The organism is Aureimonas sp. AU4 (genome assembly GCF_001463765.1).
Lineage (GTDB): Bacteria > Pseudomonadota > Alphaproteobacteria > Rhizobiales > Rhizobiaceae > Aureimonas.
Genome location: NZ_BBWK01000073.1, coordinates 35,049 through 50,791 on the forward strand (window position 1 = coordinate 35,049; position 15,743 = coordinate 50,791).

At 70.3% G+C, this 15,743-nt stretch carries 16 protein-coding genes and 1 pseudogene; 12 read left to right on the forward strand and 5 right to left on the reverse strand.

Translation table 11 applies throughout. The features are described from left to right. The first annotated feature begins 15 nt into the window (after positions 1-15). Together AUL35_RS18900 and AUL35_RS18905 are read left to right on the forward strand one after the other, a co-directional pair. The gene (locus AUL35_RS18900) at positions 16-1,230 is read left to right on the forward strand and encodes a D-alanyl-D-alanine carboxypeptidase family protein (RefSeq protein ID WP_062017768.1); all 1,215 of its coding nucleotides are present in this window, start codon (positions 16-18) and stop codon (positions 1,228-1,230) included. After that, positions 1,227-2,309, forward strand: a complete 1,083-nt coding sequence (locus AUL35_RS18905; protein WP_244493832.1) for a GTP-binding protein — start codon at positions 1,227-1,229, stop codon at positions 2,307-2,309. The genes AUL35_RS18900 and AUL35_RS18905 overlap by 4 nt, the downstream gene beginning before the upstream one ends. Here the strand turns inward: AUL35_RS18905 and AUL35_RS18910 are convergent. Further along, positions 2,306-2,590 carry a sulfurtransferase TusA family protein gene (locus AUL35_RS18910; protein ID WP_062017729.1) on the reverse strand — a complete coding sequence of 95 codons (285 nt, stop codon included), beginning with the start codon at positions 2,588-2,590 and terminating at the stop codon, positions 2,306-2,308. The two genes, AUL35_RS18905 and AUL35_RS18910, sit on opposite strands and share 4 nt — an antisense overlap. Before the next feature lie 28 nt (positions 2,591-2,618). Here AUL35_RS18910 and AUL35_RS18915 point away from each other — a divergent pair, with 28 nt between their 5' ends. Continuing rightward, on the forward strand, positions 2,619-3,185 hold the full coding sequence (locus tag AUL35_RS18915; protein ID WP_062017731.1) for a DUF924 family protein: 567 nt from the start codon (positions 2,619-2,621) through the stop codon (positions 3,183-3,185). Between the two features lie 102 nt (positions 3,186-3,287). After that, positions 3,288-4,547 (forward strand): GNAT family N-acetyltransferase, encoded by a 1,260-nt coding sequence (locus AUL35_RS18920; RefSeq protein ID WP_062017733.1) that lies wholly within the window; start codon positions 3,288-3,290, stop codon positions 4,545-4,547. On the opposite strand, the gene AUL35_RS18925 is transcribed toward AUL35_RS18920, so the two are convergent. Next, positions 4,450-5,370, reverse strand: coding sequence for an N-acetylmuramic acid 6-phosphate etherase (locus AUL35_RS18925; protein ID WP_244493833.1), 921 nt, complete (start codon positions 5,368-5,370; stop codon positions 4,450-4,452). The two genes, AUL35_RS18920 and AUL35_RS18925, sit on opposite strands and share 98 nt — an antisense overlap. A 158-nt stretch (positions 5,371-5,528) precedes the next feature. On the opposite strand from AUL35_RS18925, the gene AUL35_RS18930 reads away from it, so the two are divergent. Beyond that, positions 5,529-6,641 carry an ABC transporter ATP-binding protein gene (locus AUL35_RS18930; RefSeq protein ID WP_062017737.1) on the forward strand — a complete coding sequence of 371 codons (1,113 nt, stop codon included), beginning with the start codon at positions 5,529-5,531 and terminating at the stop codon, positions 6,639-6,641. Here AUL35_RS18930 and AUL35_RS18935 read toward each other — a convergent pair. Both AUL35_RS18935 and AUL35_RS18940 read right to left on the reverse strand, forming a co-directional pair. After that, entirely contained in the window at positions 6,638-8,344 is a 1,707-nt protein-coding gene (locus AUL35_RS18935) for an iron ABC transporter permease (protein WP_062017739.1), read from the reverse strand. The genes AUL35_RS18930 and AUL35_RS18935 overlap by 4 nt on opposite strands. 4 nt (positions 8,345-8,348) lie before the next feature. After that, a complete protein-coding gene (locus AUL35_RS18940; protein ID WP_062017740.1) occupies positions 8,349-9,329 on the reverse strand; it encodes an ABC transporter substrate-binding protein in 981 nt (326 codons plus the stop codon). A 199-nt stretch (positions 9,330-9,528) separates the two neighbouring features. Between AUL35_RS18940 and AUL35_RS18945 the strand changes: the two genes are divergently transcribed. Continuing rightward, the gene (locus AUL35_RS18945; RefSeq protein ID WP_244493838.1) at positions 9,529-10,080 is read left to right on the forward strand and encodes a DedA family protein; all 552 of its coding nucleotides are present in this window, start codon (positions 9,529-9,531) and stop codon (positions 10,078-10,080) included. Between the two features lie 25 nt (positions 10,081-10,105). Here the strand turns inward: AUL35_RS18945 and AUL35_RS18950 are convergent, their stop codons facing one another. Further along, the gene (locus AUL35_RS18950; RefSeq protein ID WP_062017744.1) at positions 10,106-12,286 is read right to left on the reverse strand and encodes an esterase-like activity of phytase family protein; all 2,181 of its coding nucleotides are present in this window, start codon (positions 12,284-12,286) and stop codon (positions 10,106-10,108) included. 172 nt (positions 12,287-12,458) lie between these two features. Between AUL35_RS18950 and AUL35_RS18955 the strand changes: the two genes are divergently transcribed. The 6 genes and pseudogenes from AUL35_RS18955 (at position 12,459) to AUL35_RS18975 (ending at position 15,564) form a co-directional block, all read left to right on the forward strand. Beyond that, entirely contained in the window at positions 12,459-12,665 is a 207-nt protein-coding gene (locus AUL35_RS18955; RefSeq protein ID WP_062017746.1) for a hypothetical protein, read from the forward strand. A gap of 100 nt (positions 12,666-12,765) precedes the next feature. After that, positions 12,766-13,659 (forward strand): annotated as a pseudogene (locus AUL35_RS18960) (SDR family oxidoreductase). Between the two features lie 210 nt (positions 13,660-13,869). Then, positions 13,870-14,229, forward strand: coding sequence for a hypothetical protein (locus tag AUL35_RS18965; protein ID WP_062017748.1), 360 nt, complete (start codon positions 13,870-13,872; stop codon positions 14,227-14,229). Positions 14,230-14,375: 146 nt separating this feature from the next. Further along, positions 14,376-14,528: a hypothetical protein gene (locus AUL35_RS22270; protein WP_156418075.1), complete on the forward strand. Its 153-nt coding sequence runs from the start codon at positions 14,376-14,378 to the stop codon at positions 14,526-14,528. A gap of 55 nt (positions 14,529-14,583) precedes the next feature. Continuing rightward, entirely contained in the window at positions 14,584-14,853 is a 270-nt protein-coding gene (locus tag AUL35_RS22275; protein WP_156418076.1) for a hypothetical protein, read from the forward strand. 81 nt (positions 14,854-14,934) lie between these two features. After that, positions 14,935-15,564 carry a class I SAM-dependent methyltransferase gene (locus AUL35_RS18975; RefSeq protein ID WP_062017752.1) on the forward strand — a complete coding sequence of 210 codons (630 nt, stop codon included), beginning with the start codon at positions 14,935-14,937 and terminating at the stop codon, positions 15,562-15,564. The last annotated feature ends 179 nt before the right edge of the window (positions 15,565-15,743 follow it).

A 15,743-nucleotide genomic window follows, 5' to 3' on the forward strand; every position in this document is an offset into this window, starting at 1 on the left:
GAAAGAGACCGCACGATGACGTCGCTTCTGCGCTCCACGGCCCTGGCCGCGCTCGTGATCCTGGGCGGAGGGGTGTCGGCGCAGGCGGCCAACACGATCGTGGTGGATGTGGCGACCGGCAAGGTCCTGTCGCAGCAGAACGCCGTGCAGCGCTGGTATCCCGCTTCCACCACCAAGCTGATGACGGCCTATCTGGCGCTGAAGGCGATCGAGGCGCAGACGCTGCAGCTCGAGAGCCCCGTCGTCATGACGCGGTCGGCCGCCTTCCAGCCGCCCTCCAAGATGGGCTTCAAGCCGGGTTCGGTGATGCGGCTCGACAACGCGTTGCGCATGATGCTCGTGAAGTCCGCCAACGACGTCGCCTATGCCATCGGCCAGACGGTCGGCGGCGGCTCGGTCGAGACCTTCGTCGCCATGATGAACCGCGCGGCCGCCGACCTCGGCATGCAGGACAGCCACTTCATCAACCCGAACGGCCTGCCGGGCGAGGGTCAGTATTCCAGCGCCAAGGACCTCGCGATCCTCGCCACCACGATCCGCCGCGAGTTTCCCGCCTTCAGCGACTATTTCTCGACCGAGAGCATCACGCTCGACAAGGCGTCGATCAACAACACAAACGGGCTTCTCGGGCGCTTCAACGGCGCGGACGGCATGAAGACCGGCTATATCTGCGCCTCGGGCTTCAACCTCGTCGCCTCCGCCACGCGCGACAACCGCACCATCGTCGCCGTGGTGCTGGGGGCGGAAGGGCCGATCGTGCGCGAGCGCCTCGCCGCCGAGATCATCGAGAACGGGTTCCACGTGAACCCGCGCTCGATCCGCGAGACGGTCGCCGATCTGCCCGCCTCCGAGGGGCCGCCCGCCGACATCAGCGCCGCGGTCTGCTCGTCTGCCGGCCGCACCGCGCGCGCCAACGAGCGCGAATCGGAAGAGAAGCGCGAGGAGACGTTCGGCTCGCCCTACATGACCGAGCTCGACCGCCCCCGGAACACGGTGCCGGTGCGGCTGGGCGGCGCGGCGGCGGGTCGCAACGTCGAGGCGGGCGTCTCGATCATCGCCGACTACGGCATCCCCGTTCCGACCTGGCGGCCCGCCCGGCCGGGCGAGCCGGGCGCGGCCACGCCCGTTTCCGCGCCCATGCCCGGCAGCGCCGAGGCCGTCGAGGAGCAGCGCCGCACCGAGCTGCGTCCCGGCTCCGACCTTCTGAACGCGGCGCGGCAGAACCCGTGATTTCCGATCGCTTCGGCCGGCCGGCCGCCCCGGCAGAGCCCATTCCCGTCACCGTCCTCACCGGCTTCCTGGGCGCCGGCAAGACGACGATCCTGAACCGCCTGCTCGCCGAAGGGGCGCTCCAGGGCGCCGCGCTGATCGTCAACGAGTTCGGCGAGGTCGGGCTCGACGGACTCCTGGTCGAGGGTGCGGGCGAGGGGGTCGTCGAGCTCAACGACGGCTGCGTCTGCTGCACGGTGCGCGGCGATCTCGTGGACGCGCTCCTGCGGCTGGCCGACCGCCGCCCGGCGCCGACCCGGGTCCTCGTCGAGACGACGGGTCTCGCCGATCCGACGCCGATCCTCGCCGCGCTCGCCGCCCATCCCGAGCTTCTCGCCCGCTTCCGGCTCGACGGCGTCGTGTGCGTCGTGGACGCGCTGGCCGGTCCCGAGCATTTCGCCCACCGCATCGAGGCGCGCCGGCAGACGGCGCTCGCCGACCGGCTGGTGCTGACCAAGGCGGATCTGGCCGACCCCGCGCCGCTGCTTGACGCCGTGCGCGAGGTGAATCCCGACGCCCCGATGGTGCGGGCGGAGGCGGTGACCGGGGCAGCGATCCTCGACGCGGGCCTGCGCGATCCGCGCACAGGCCGGCTCGACCCCGACCGCTGGATGGGCGCCGACGAGGCGCGCCGCCATCACCACCATCACCATGACCACGCCGGAGCACACGGGGCGGTGCGCTCGATCGCGCTGCGTCACCAGGGCGCGATGAGCGGGTCCGACATCGAGGCCTTCCTGCAGCTCGTTTCCGCCGAGCCCGGCCTTCTACGGCTCAAGGGCCTGTTCCGCGTCGCCGAGGACGAGGCGCGCCCGCTCGTGGTTCACGGCGTGCGCAGCTATCTGCATCCGCCCGCAAGCCTTCCGGCCTGGCCCGAGGGCTCGGGGCGAGCGACGCGCCTCGTGGTGATCGGCGAGGGCTTGGACGAGCGCCGCCTTCGCGACCTCTTCGCCGCCTTCTGCCGCGCGCCGCGCGCCGACGCCCCGGACCGCGACGCGCTCGTGGACAATCCCTTGAGCGTCGCGGGCATGAGGTTCTAGGCGCGCCCTGCGCCACGCCGGATCAGGAAGCGCCAGCCGCCGCCCGGAGCATCCTCCTGCGCGAGAAGAGCATGGCCCTCGGTGCGGCAGAGATGGGCGATGTCGAGCGGGCTGAGCGGGTCGTCCGCCAGAACCTCGATCACGGATTCGTCAGCCGCCTCGCGAAGGGCCCGCGCGGTGCGCAGGGCCGGCAGCGGGCATTTCAGGCCGCGCAATTCGAGCCGCGCCGCTGTTGCGGCGTCCCGGTCGTCCCTATCTTCGCGTTCGACGTGATCCGCCATCCCTAAACCTCCGGAAGTCCGCCCGCTCATGAGCGACACCTTCATCGACAGCGACTACTCCATCGACCCGCAGAGCGTCGTCGATTTCTGGCGCGAGATCGGACCCGAGGGATGGTTCCGCAAGGACCCCGAGCTCGACCGCACCATCACCAGCCGCTTCGGGGATCTCTACGAGCGCGCCGCGCGCGGCCACCTCGACAGCTGGGCCGACGAGCCGAACGGCGCCCTGGCCCTCGTGATCCTGCTCGACCAGTTCCCGCGCAACATGTTCCGAGGCACGCCCCGCGCCTTCGAGACGGACGAGAAGGCTCTCAAGCTCGCGCGCGCGGCGCTGGCGCGCGGCGACCACTACCATGTCGGCGAGGACGTCAACCAGTTCCTGGCCATGCCGCTCATGCATTCCGAGAAGCTTGCCGACCAGGAGGACTGCGTCCGCTGGATGGGGGAGATCGGCGAAGAGAACGTACCGTTTGCGATCGAGCACCGCGACATCGTGCAGCGGTTCGGGCGTTTTCCTCACCGCAACGCGGTTCTCGGGCGCGAGAGCAGCTCCGAGGAGCTGCGTTTTCTGGAGGAGGGCGGCTTCCAAGGCTGATCGCGTCAATCCTTCATAGATTGGAGGTCAGTTCATTAAGGGCTTCGACCCTAAGCTGTGGTCTGCAAAGAACAGGGCCGATTGGCTGCGGGCAACTAGCTGATGAACGATGCCTCCACCATGCTGCGGCGTGCCGCCTCGCGCGGCGCCGCCGCGGAAGCGATCGAGCCGGGCCAGGCGATCTTCGTCGACAGTCCCCCGCTCGACGCGCACAAGATGCTGGAGCGCCTGTCCCTCCAGCGCAGCTATCGGATCTACGATGCCCATGCCGCCCTCGGACTCGTGGACGAGCTCCAGTTCCTGATGGCCAGGGCGGTCGAACCCAACGTCTTCTTCGAGCCGCGTTTCCTGGTGCCCGCCATGCCGCGCCTCGACGAGCGCGCGGTGAGGCTGCTGGTGGCCCGTGACGAGGGTGCCGATCGCTCGCGCCTGCGGTTCTTCATGCCCTTCACGGTGGAGCGGCCGTCGCTTCGCACGGGCCCGATCCTGCGGGCCTGGAGCCATCCGTTCGGGCCTGTCGGCACCTTGCCGCTCGACGGCGACGATCCCTTGCGCACCGCGCGCGACCTTCTCCTCTCGCTGCGGGACCAGCGCGACCTGCCGCGCACCCTCGTGCTGCCGGACCTCAGGCTCGACGGGCCGCTGACGGCGGTCCTGCGCAAGGCGGTAGCCGCCGAAGGGCTGTCGATCGCCGTCTGCGACCGGCGCACGCGCGCCGCGCTGCGCCCCGGCCAGCCGCTGCCCGCCCGCCAGCGGCGCGAGCGCGATCGCCTCTTGCGGCGCCTCGCCCTGTTCGGGCCCGTGCGCTTCGAGGAGGCGCGCGAACCCGACGCCGTGCGCGAGGGACTGGAGGAGTTCCTGGCGCTCGAAGCCTCGGGATGGAAGGGCCGCCGCCGCACCGCTCTCGCGCAGGACCGCTACCGCGCGGCCTTCGCGCGCGAGGCGGTGAACGGGCTTGCCGAGCGCGGGCAGGCGCGCGTCTTCACGCTCTGGGTGGGCGAGGATGCGGCCGCAAGCCTCGTGGTGCTGGAATCGGGCGGCGAGGCGGCCGCGTGGAAGACCGCCTACGACGAGCGCTTCGCCGCCGCCGGGCCCGGCGCGATCGTCCTGTCGCTGGCGGCCGAGCGGCTCATGGCCGATCCGGCGATCCGGCTCGCCGACTCCTGCGCCGTGCCCGACCATGCGGCCGCCAACCGTCTCTGGCGCTCGCGCACCGAGGTCGGCACGCTGGTGATCGGCCTGGAGCCCGGCCGCGAGCGGGCGACTAGCGACTGCGCGCAGGCGCTGACGGATCTACGCCGACGCCTTCATCGGCGCCACCGGTGGCTGGGCCGGCTACGGCGGACCCTGCGTCTGGGCTGACGGGCCGCTCCGCCTCGAGCGCGCGAATCGCCTCGCGGATCGCGCCGCCGGACACCTGGAGCGCCGCCTCCGCCTGATCTTGGCTGCAGGCCGCGACTTCGGCGACCATGCGGCGCGCGCGCTCGCGCAGCTTGCGGTTGGAAGGGCGCATGTCGACCATGCGGCCTCGAAACACCTTGCCGAGCCGCACCATGACGGCGGTCGAGAAGAGGTTGAGCGCCGCCTTCTGCGCCGTGCCCGCCGCAAGCCGCGTCGATCCCGCCAGCACCTCCGGCCCGGTACGCAGGAGAACCGGATGCTCGGCGGCTTCCAGGAGGGGCGTGCCGGGATTGTTGGCGAAGCCGATCGTGAGCGCCCCGCGCGCCCGCGCCGCTTGCACCGCCGCGATCGTGTAGGGGGTGCGGCCGCTTGCGGCCAGCGCCACGACCACGTCGCCTGGCCCGACTCGCATCTCCTCGACCGCCGTCGCGGCGGCGCCGCCCTCGTCCTCGGCGCCTTCGCGCGCCTGCGAGAAGGCGCCGAGACCGCCGGCGAGGAGAAAGACGCAACGCTCCGTCGGCCAGGAAAAGGTCGGACCGAGTTCGACCCCGTCCAGCATGGCGAGCCGGCCCGATGTGCCGGCGCCGCAGTAGACGAGGCGTCCCTGTCCGGCGGCGAGGCGATCCGCCGCCGCCTCCACGGCCGCGTCGATCTGCGGCAGCGCGGCGCGCACGGCGCGCAGCGCCTCGTCCTGGCCGCCGATGAGAGCCTCCAGAAGCCTCGGGCCGGGAAGGTCTTCGAGGTTCCTGAACCGCTCGTCGGCCCGTTCCGTCTCGTCGCTCACCTGCGTCCGCCCCGCCTGTCGTCCCATGCCTACGACGAATGCCCCGGGCGCCGGCCCGTTCCCGCCCGGGCTCGTGCCGTCTCGACGGCTCGTCATGTCCCTGTCACAACCGGCTGCCACGACCCGCCGCGTCCCGATCTATCGCGAGTCCGCCCTCCATGGCCCTGCCCATCGTCCTGTCCGGCCTTTCCAAGCGCTTCGGCTCGTCCGCCGCCGTGAACGACGTGTCGTTGCAGATCGCGGCGGGCGAGTTCCTGGCGCTGCTCGGGCCGTCCGGCTGCGGCAAGACCACGCTCCTGCGCATGATCGCGGGCTTCGAGACGGTGAGCGCCGGGCGCATCCTCTTCGGCGACCGGTTGGTGGCGGGCGAGGGCGTCTATGTCCTGCCCGAGGAGCGCAACGTCGCGATCGTGTTCCAGTCCTACGCGCTCTGGCCGCACATGAGCGTCGGCGAGAACGTCGCCTATCCCTTGCGCGTTCGTCGGCGCACGCGGGCCGAGCGCGAGGCCAAGGTCGCCGAGGCGCTCGCGGCGGTGGACCTGTCGGGTTTCGAGGGGCGGCGCATCGCCGACCTGTCGGGCGGCCAGCGCCAGCGCGTCGCGCTCGCCCGGTGCCTTGCCATGGACCCCGGCATCATCCTTCTCGACGAGCCGCTCGCCAATCTCGACGTCCACCTGCGCGCCTCGATGGAGGAGACCTTCGCGCGGTTCCATCAGCGCACCGGCGCGACCATGGTCTACGTCACGCACGACCAGAGCGAAGCCATGGCCATGGCGACGCGGGTCGCCGTCATGGAGAAGGGCCGCGTCCTCGAATGCGCGCCGCCCGTCGCGCTCTACGGCGAGCCGGCCAGCGAGGCGGTCGCCCGCTTCATCGGCGACGGCCGCGTCGTCGACGCGGACGTCCTGTCGGGCGACGGCGCGGGGCGCTGCCGCATACGCCTGCTCGGCACCGAGGCCGAAATCCGCTGCGCGCCGGGCCGAACGCTTCGCGGCCCCGGTCGCGTCTGCCTGCGGGCCGAAGGGCTCGAACTGGCCCCGCCCGGCGATGGTTTTGCGGCAAAGGTCCTGGCCGCCTCGTTCAAGGGCGCGCACACGCGCCTCTCGGTCGAGCCTTCAGCGGCGCCCGGCGTTGCGCTGAGCGTCGCCTCGCCGCGCCCCGCGGCCGTGGGCTCCACGGTCTGGCTTCGAGCGGTGGATGGCTGGCTGCTGCCGCGCCCGGGGGACGCAGCGGCCGCAACGGTCGGGGAAGGGATCCGCGAGCTCGCCTAGCGCGCCCAGGGCAGGACGCCGGGCGGCAGGCGCCGGCCGAAAAGCGTCGTGACGAGCATGATGGCAAGGATCACCGCAACGGTCGAGGTGGCGAGCGCGGCCGCCAGCGTCGAGCGGCCCGCGTCGTCGAGGTTGAACACCGCGACGCCCAGCGTCTCGTTGCCGGCCGACCAGAGGAGCGCCGAGACCGTCAGCTCGTTGAAGGCGGTCATGAAGACGAGGATGGCCCCCGCCGCCGCGATGGGGCCGAGCGTCGGCAGGGCGATCGTCACGAGACGGCGCGTGAAGCCCGCCCCACTCATGCGCGCCGCCTCGTCGAGGCTGGCGTCCATCTGCAGCGCCCCGGCCACCAGCGGGCGAAGCTCCAGCGCCAGGAAGCGTGCGAGATAGGCGATGAAGATGATCCAGATCGTGTTGTAGAGGCTGAAGCCGAGAACGGGGAGCGGGCGCAGGAACAGGAGGATCGCGGCGATCGCGAGCACGATACCGGGCAACGCGTAGGGCAGGTCGGTCGCGCCGTTCAGCGCACGCAGGAGCTTACCGGGACGCTGGGCCGCCAGGACCGCGAGCGGCACGGCGACGACGAGCAGCATCAGCGCCGCCACGCCCGCCAGCAGGAAGGAGTTGCGGAAGGCGCGGATCGTCGCATCCTGCCGGAACAGGACCTCGCGGTAGTTGTCGAGCGTCGCGGAGGTGCCGTTCAGCGGCACGCCGTAACTTGCCACCAGCGAGGTCGTGAGAAGCGCCAGAAGCGGTGCGACCACGAACAGGAGCACGAGGCTCCATGCGCCGATCTCGATCGGCAGCCGCCAGCGTCCGAGCGGATAGGCCAGCGCCTGCGAGGGCGCGCCGGCGAGCCGGTAGTCGCGCCCCCGGAGCGCCACGCGCTGCACGAGGAAGCCGCATGCCGCCAGAACCGCGACCACCACCGAGAGCACCGCGACCTCGGCGATGACGGCCGGCCCGAAGCCCGCGAGGCGCTGGTAGATGAGGGTCGAGAGCGTCGAGAGCCCGGCTGGAATGCCGAGAAGCGCCGGCACGCCGAAGTTTCCCGCCGCCGAGACGAAGCTGATCGCCCCGCCCGCCACCAGCGCCGGCGTCATCAGCGGCAGAACGACCGTGCGCAGCACGCGCCAGCGCCCGGCACCGCTGGAGCGCGCGGCCTCCACCAGCTCGCGCGGCAGGGCGCGCAGGCTGGCGCGCAACGCGAGAAAGACGAGGGGTGCGTTCTGGACGCCGAGAACGGCGACGATGCCGCCCAGCGAATAGGCCGGGTTCGGCGCGCCGAGGCGGGGTGCGATTCCGAGCGTGTTGAGGAGCGGGCTCGCCGGACCCAGCATCTGCGCGAAGGCGAGCGCGGCGACCTGCGGCGGGATCATCATCGGCACAAGGAAGGCGAAGACCAGCGCGCCCTTCAGCCGGACGTCGGTGAGTGCCACGAGAAGCGCCACGGCGCTGCCGAGAAGGAGCGCGATCACGGTTCCACCGAGCGCGGTCAGGAGCGTCGTGCCGGTGGCGGTCCAGGTCGAGCGCGCGGACAGAACCGAAGCCGCCGTCGAGAGGCCCGGTACGCCGCCGGGCGCCACCGCCTCGAGCGCGAGCCGCGTCACGGGCAGGACGCAGACCAGCCCGACGAAGAGCGCGACGAGGATCAGAGCCGTGCGCTCGCCGCGCGAGGCGGCGAGCGGGGTCGTGTTCGCCAAGGCGTCAGCCGCCGAAGAGCTCGGTGAAGCGGCGCTTGTTCTCGCCCTCGGCCTCCAGCGCCTTCGCGGCGTCGAGCGGCATGAGCTTGATCGTGTCGCGCGCCGGGAAGCCGGCCGGACCCTCGACGCCCGAGCGGGCGGGGAGGTAGCCTTGCTTGGCGGCGAGCTTCTGGCCGTCCTCGCTGAGAAGGAAGTCGACGAAGAGCTTGGCGGCTTCCGGGTTCCTGGCGGTCTTCAGGACGGCGACCGGCTCGGTCACGGCCGTCACGCCCTCCGTCGGCCAGACGAAGCGCACCGGCGCGCCCTTCTGCGCCTCTCGGATCGGCATGTAGTCGACGATCACGCCGAAGGCCTTCTCGCCGCCGGCCACCGACTTCATCACCGCGCCGTTGCCGCCCGACGCCGTCGCCCCGCCCTTGGCGAGCGCCTCGACATAGGGCCAGCCGAAGTCGGGGTTCTGGACGAGGGCCGCGAGATGCACGAGCGCGGCGCCCGAGGTCAAAGGGCTCGGCATGGTGAGCTGCGCGGCGAGCGCGGGCTGGGCGAGGTCGCGCCAGGAGGCCGGCTGCCCTTCGGCGCGCGTGTTCCCCATGAAGCCGGTCGTGATCAGCTTGGTCGAGAAGTAGGTGTGGTCCTTGTCGAAGAGCGAGGCGTCGAAGCCCTCGGTCTTCGCCTCCGGGAAGGCCATCAGGCGGCCGTCGCGCTTCAGCCCCTCCATGGTCACGCTGTCGGCGATGAGCAGGACGTCCGGCTGCGGGCTTCCGGCCGCGAACTCGGCCTGGAGCTTGGCCATGACCTTGGTCGTCCCCTCGCGCACCCATTCCACGTCGATGCCGGGATGGGCGGCCTCGAAGGCGTCGGCGGTGGCCTGCGCGTCCTCGTTCGGCTGGCTCGTGTAGAGGACGAGCTTGGACGCCTCGGCCAGGGCGGCGCCCGGCAGGAGGGCGGCGGCGGACACCGCAAGGGCGGCGAGAAGGCGCATCATTTGGAGAGCTCCCGGAATCGGCGCCGGGGCTCCGGCGCAAGAGGCGTCTTAGGATGACGACAGGCGCTTAACCAGCACACGTGACGCCTGTATGACCATGCGGACCGTCGTCGCGCCGACATGAGCGCGGTCTAAGCGGAGCAGGGCGTGGCGCTCGCCGTGCTGTTCCGGCTCGGGAGAACCTCGCCGCTTGATCGAGATGCTCAGCCCCGTTGCCGAGTTTCTGCGCGTCCACGCCGCCTGGACGGGGCCAGTGACGGCGCTCGCCTGCCTCCTGATCACGCTTCCGGGCATCGGGCTTCTCATGCCGGCGGCTGCGATCATGCTCTTGGTCGGCAGTCTCGCGGGGGCGGGCGCCATTCCCGGGACGGACGCCTTCGTGGGTTCCCTGATCGGGACGGTGGTCGGCACCAGCTTCGGCCACGAGTTCGGTCGCTGGTCGGGGCCGGGCTTCCTGCGCCGCCGGCCGCTGCGCCGCCACAGGCGGCAGATCGCCCGCGCGCGGCTCTTCTTCCGGCGGCAGGGGTCGCTCGCCCTGCTTCTCAGCCGATTTCTCGGACCCTTGCGCTCGATCGCGCCCTTCGTGGCGGGCACGATGCGCATGCCGCGCCGTCGCTTCGAGGCCGTCAACGTCCTGTCGGCGGTCCTGTGGGTGGCCGTGATGCTCGCGCCCGGCTGGCTGACGCTGAAGGGGCGCGTGAACCTTGACCCCTCGGTCGCCACCGAGATCGCCGCCCCGTCCGCACCCTGACGGGGCGGGCGGGGCGGCGGGAGCCTTACTTCGCCAGCCCGTCCACGGTCCAGAAATGCGTCTCGCCGGACGAGTCGTCGGTGCCGTCGTTGTCGGTCACGACGTAGCCGCGGCCCGTGGCGTCGATCGCGAGGCCCTCGACCTTGTCGACGACGTAGCCGTTGGTGCGCTTGAGGTCGGGCAGGAGGTCCCGCACGGTTTCCTTGGCGACGGTCGGAAGCTCCCCGCCGAGCGGGGCGGGCTTGAGATCCGCCAGCGCGACGCGCGTCACGGCCTTGAGTCTGGCCGCCTCGCCGATGCGGTTGTCGCGCTCGATCAGGTAGGCGTGGTCGCCGTGGATCGCGATCTCCGACAGCCCGACCCAGCCGCCCTCGCCGGCGGACGCCTCGAGCGGATAGCGCACCGCGCCCCAGCTCTTGGCGGCCGGGTCGTAGCTGAGGAGCTTCGTGGTGTTCTTCGGGTCGTCCTTCCAGGGGCGCTGCACCGCGACCCAGAGCTTGCCGTCGGCCATGGCGACGCCTTCCGCGCCGAAGCGGGTCTGCGCTTCGAGAAGCGCGGCCGGGAAGGGCACCTCCTCCTGGATCGCGCCCTTGGCGTCCACGTGGATCAGCGCGTGCGGCACCTTCTTCTCGGCATCGCCCTCGTTGGCGAGCCAGAAGCCGCCCTGGCCATCGGGCACGAGGCCCTCGATGTCCATGCCCTTGGCCGGCTGGCCGTCGCGCGTCACGACCATCGCATCGGTGATGCGGGCGGGGGTCTGCGTCGCATCGATCGCGTAGATCGTCGGCGCCTTCTTGTAGATCGAGTCGCTGGCCGCGTGGAGGAAGCCCGCCCGACCGGGATCGGCCGAGAGCGCCGACAGGGCGCCCCAGCCGATCGGGTGGCCGTCCTTGTCGTCCGAGACGATCTCGGGATAGCTCGAGCGGCCCTCGGCCCGCTCGTAGATCGTGACATGCGAGCGCGCACCGCCGTCCTCGACGAGGTCGGCCTCGTTGGCCACCGCCAGAAGGTTGCGCGAGGGAATGGCGACCGCGCCCTCGGGCGAGATGCCGGTCGGCAGGAGCTGAAGGAACTGCGGCGCGTCGCCCGTGTCGCGATAGACGCCGACCACCGAGGCGCGCTCGGCGAGCACGAAGAAGAGCCTCTCGTCGCCGAAGCGGCCTGTCTCGAGCCCTTCCGGCTCGATGCCCTTGGCGTCGGAGCGCTTGTCCGGGTAGTGCCCCGCTCGCATCGCCTCGTATTCGAACGCGGGACCGGACTCGTAGAGGACCTTCCCATCGCGCGCGAAGATCGTGAAGCCGCGCGTGCCGCCCTTCCAGTCGCCCTCGTTGGCCGTGACGAGGCGGTTCTCGTCGAGCCACTTCACGGCGTCGGGCTCGCGCGGGCGCGCGTCGATCGTGTCGGTCGGGCGGATCTGCCCGTCGTCCTTGGCATCGACGCCTTCCAGAGCCAGCGTTCCCGCCGAGAAGTGACCGGTGACCTTCGCGGTCTTCGGATCGACGATCGTGACGAGGTTGTTCTCCTGCAGCGTCACGGCGATCTCGCCGCTCGCGTTGAAGCTGACGAACTCGGGCTCCGGGTCTTCCGGCGCGATGTCGCCGAGCCCCGTCATGTCGACGCGCCGCAGGCCCGCGCAGTCCGGGGTGCCGTCCTTCAGCGGCAGAAGGGCGAGATAACCCGCCGGCATCTGGGGCAGGGCGCCGTCGTTGCGGTCCTCGTCGCGCTCGTTCTCAATCGCGACCGCAAGCACCGACTTGTCGGGCGAGACCGCGACCGAGTCCGGCTGGCCGCCGAGATCGCAGCTCGCCAGCTCCTGGCGCGTCGCCATGTCGACGACGCCAAGGCGGCCCGACGGATTGGCGCGGTTCTCGGACGTGTTCACCGCGACCAGCGCCTTGCCGCCCACCACGGTCACCGAGGTCGGCTCGCCCCGCATGTCGAGGAAGCCGCCCGCCTTGGGCGCGCGCGGATCGGCGATGTCGACGAAGCCGACGCCGCCGAGCGGGCTGTCGGAATAAACGAGCGTCTGCCCGTCCTCGCTCGCCGCGATGATTTCGGCCGAGGTCGTCTCGCCGGCCCGGCCCTCGGGCGCGTTAGCGGGAACTGCGAAGGAGGCGACGCGGTTGAACATCGGCTCGGCGCCGGCCGCGAGCGTCGAGGACGCGAGCAGGAGGGCGGCGAGGGCGGGCATGCGGCGCGAGGTCATACGGGGCCTTCCGGGTAGCGTTCGGAGAATCAGATGCCGCTTCCAACCAGTCGCCTGTTACAGTCGCATGACATTTCGTCCTGCCGCCGAATGTCGCGAAGAAGCCATCAAACCGTCGTGGGGTGCCGCTAGAAGCCCGCCTGCAAGACCACCGCATGAGGAGCCCACCGCGATGTACAACCTCTTCCAGCACCGCGAGGATCCGAGCATCGTCTGCGCCCTTCCGGACGGCGGACGGCTCCCCCCGTTCCTGCGAGACAGGGCTTGGCGCTTCGGCGGCAAGGTCGATGACATCCGCGCCGAGCAGCTGTCCTTCGATGTCTCCACGGTCGACGCCGTGCTGCGACAGAACGGCTTCTACATCTACACGCGGCTCTGATAGTCCGTAGCCGGGTACCGATCGCTGCCCTCAGCGTCACGGAACCGTGAGGGTGGGCGCGTTCTTACTCGGGTCGACTTCCAGACCCGAGGAGCATGCCTTGACGAACCGCTTCACCCTCCAGGACCCGCGCAAGCAGTACCCGCAGCCGCCCTTTCCGCGCCAGCCGCAGCCCGTGCCGGGCATCGCCTCGAAGATGGACCCCGTGCCCGACCACGGCGAGACGAGCTATGTCGGCTCGGGGCGGCTGAGCGGGCGGCGCGCCCTGATCACGGGCGGCGACAGCGGCATCGGCCGGGCGGCGGCGATCGCGTTTGCCCGCTAGGGCGCGGACGTCGCGATCAGCTATCTCGCCGCCGAGGAAGCGGACGCCAGTGAAGTCGTCGCGATCATCGAGGCGGAAGGGCGCCGGGCGCTTGCGCTGCCGGGCGACATCACCGACGAGACCTGGGCGCGTGAGATCGTGGAGCGCACGGTGAAGACGTTCGGCGGCCTCGACATTCTTGTCGTCAATGCCGGGCGCCAGCAGAACCGCGAGGACATCTCGAAGGTCACGTCCGAGGACTTCGACAAGACCCTCAAGACCAACCTCTACGCGCTGCACTGGATCGCGCAGGCCGCCGTGCCGCACCTGCCGGCGGGCGCCAGCGTGATCACCACGGCGTCGGTGCAGGCCTACGACCCCTCGGCCATCCTCCTCGACTACGCCACCACCAAGGCCGGCATCGTCGCCTACACCAAGGCGCTCGCCAAGCAGCTGATCGAGAAGGGCATTCGCGCCAATGTCGTCGCGCCCGGCCCGTTCTGGACGGCGCTCCAGTCGAGCGGCGGCCAGCCGCCGGAGAAGGTGCAGCAGTTCGGCGCCGAGAGCCAGATCGGGCGTCCCGGCCAGCCGGTCGAGATCGCGCCGGTCTACGTGCTTCTCGCCAGCCAGGAGGGAAGCTACATCACCGGCGAGGTCTACGGCGTAACCGGCGGCGCCGGCATAGCCTGACCCAGGGTGCCCGTTGCGGTGGCCGTCGTATGCGGTGGCCACCGCACAGATGCGACGGTTTCCGGTGCGCCGGTCATCTGCGCACCGGAAACCGTTTGCCTTACCGTGACGGGCTGCGATGAGCCGGCCGGCGAGGGAGCGAGCCGGACACCCATCGCTTGATGATCGATCTTTTCGGGGCTCTTTGCGAGAAGCGTCGTACGTCTGCCGATGGCTGGCGCGGTGAGCCTCTGCTTTTCGGCCATACTTCTCGGTCGCTCCGGTCTAGCCGAGCTGGATCGCGACCGCGACCCCAGGGTCTTTCGCGACGTTATCGCACCCGCAACCATCGCACCCCTGCGACGAACCGCCGAGACCATGGGGTTGGCCAACGCCATCCCGTCGATCGACGTCCAGGCGAAGAGCTATGGCCGCACCACGGCCTTCAACATCTCTGACGGTGGGGAGCTGCGGTTGGGCGGTGGGCTGGTCCAGCTCAATGACTGCGCCGAGCAGGCACTGTACCGCAAGGCCAAGGCGACGCTGGTCGGGGTTGGGGGCTACGCGGGCGTGCCCGCGAGTTCGTCCTGAAGATCTGAAGCGACGCAGCTCTCAGTCCGATTGAGGTGCTGGTTCCTCGCGTTATCTCGCCAAAATCCGTTACGGCCATACCGTTGAAGCCGTAACTGCCGACCTATCTCGACTGTTGCCGCAAGATCATCGACGGCGCCGTTGGAATGGGGGGCAACCTCGAGGCGCGCACCCTCGCCATCGAAGTCGCGATACAGCACGACGACCGGATGGTGGTGACCGACATTCCCGGCGCTGCGGTGGTGAACGAGGGTAAGTGCGCCCACGACGTCGTAGCGGAAGGCGAGTCCTCGTCATAATGATGCGCGAGCTGCCCGGCACCGGCACCGCGCAGGTCACAGCCGGCTTCGCCTCATGAGTGCGCCGCGTCTGAAGTTGTCGAAGCGCAGATCACGACAGTCGTGGAAGGTGCGACCGCTGAGCGTCTCAGGCATCTGCTCCGATTTCCCCGAGGCCGAGCCCGGTCAAAGCGGTATGGCGAACGATCCCAGGACCCACGGCGCCATCGACGAAGCGGTCGACGACGTGATGTCCGAGGTGGCGCGCATCGCGAATGACCACGGTGAGCAGGCTCAGGAAACAGCTCTCAAGCGACACGACGCGGTGAGGCTTCCGGCAGAGTGAGGTGCGACACCACCGTTCCTCGCAACGCTGCCCGGGCTGCGCCAGATCAAAGAGCGCTACGAGCAGGAGGAGCATCCGCCCATGTCGATCGTCAAACTGCCCGAGGAGGCCTTCTATAAGGCCGACCCAAGTCCGGATGGACTCTTCTACCAAGCGCCGCGTTTCGTGACCCACATCGACGACCGCGCGATCGACGCGCTCGCGCGTTTCTACGGAGAAATGATCCCTCCCGACGCGCGCGTCCTCGACCTCATGTCGAGTTGGGTCAGCCATCTGCCGGACGGTGGACGCTACGCCGAAGTCGTCGGTCACGGCATGAACGCGGAGGAACTCGCCGCCAATCCCCGCCTCGATCGGTGGTCCGTGCAGGATCTCAACCGCGACGCCAAGCTCGACCTGGCCGATGCAAGCTTCGACACCGCCCTGATCTGCGTTGCGATCCAGTATCTGGAGAGGCCCGTCGAGGTGCTCCAAGAGGTTCATCGCGTCCTCAAACCAAGCGGACGGGTCCTCGTGTCCTTCTCGAACCGCTGCTTTCCGACCAAGGCCGTCGCGATCTGGCAGGCACTGGGTAACGACGATCACGCATGCCTCGTCGAGCTGTATTTGGGGGAAGCGGGCTTCGGCGCGGTGGCGACACATATCCTCCGGACCGCGGACGGGAAGGGGGATCCGCTGACCATCGTAGCGGGAGTCCGTTTGTATCGTTGAGCCTTCTGGACCGAAGCCGAGGCGGCGCCGCCGACCGCCAGACAGCCGAAGGTCGGGGGCAGGCATCGGTACAAGCGCTTGGGTGGGAGGGGAGGGGGCCCATTCGAGCCGCGTCGGAGAAAAAGCGGAACTCCGAAACTTTTCCGTTGACGGGTTCGATAGACCCGCCTACATAGCAG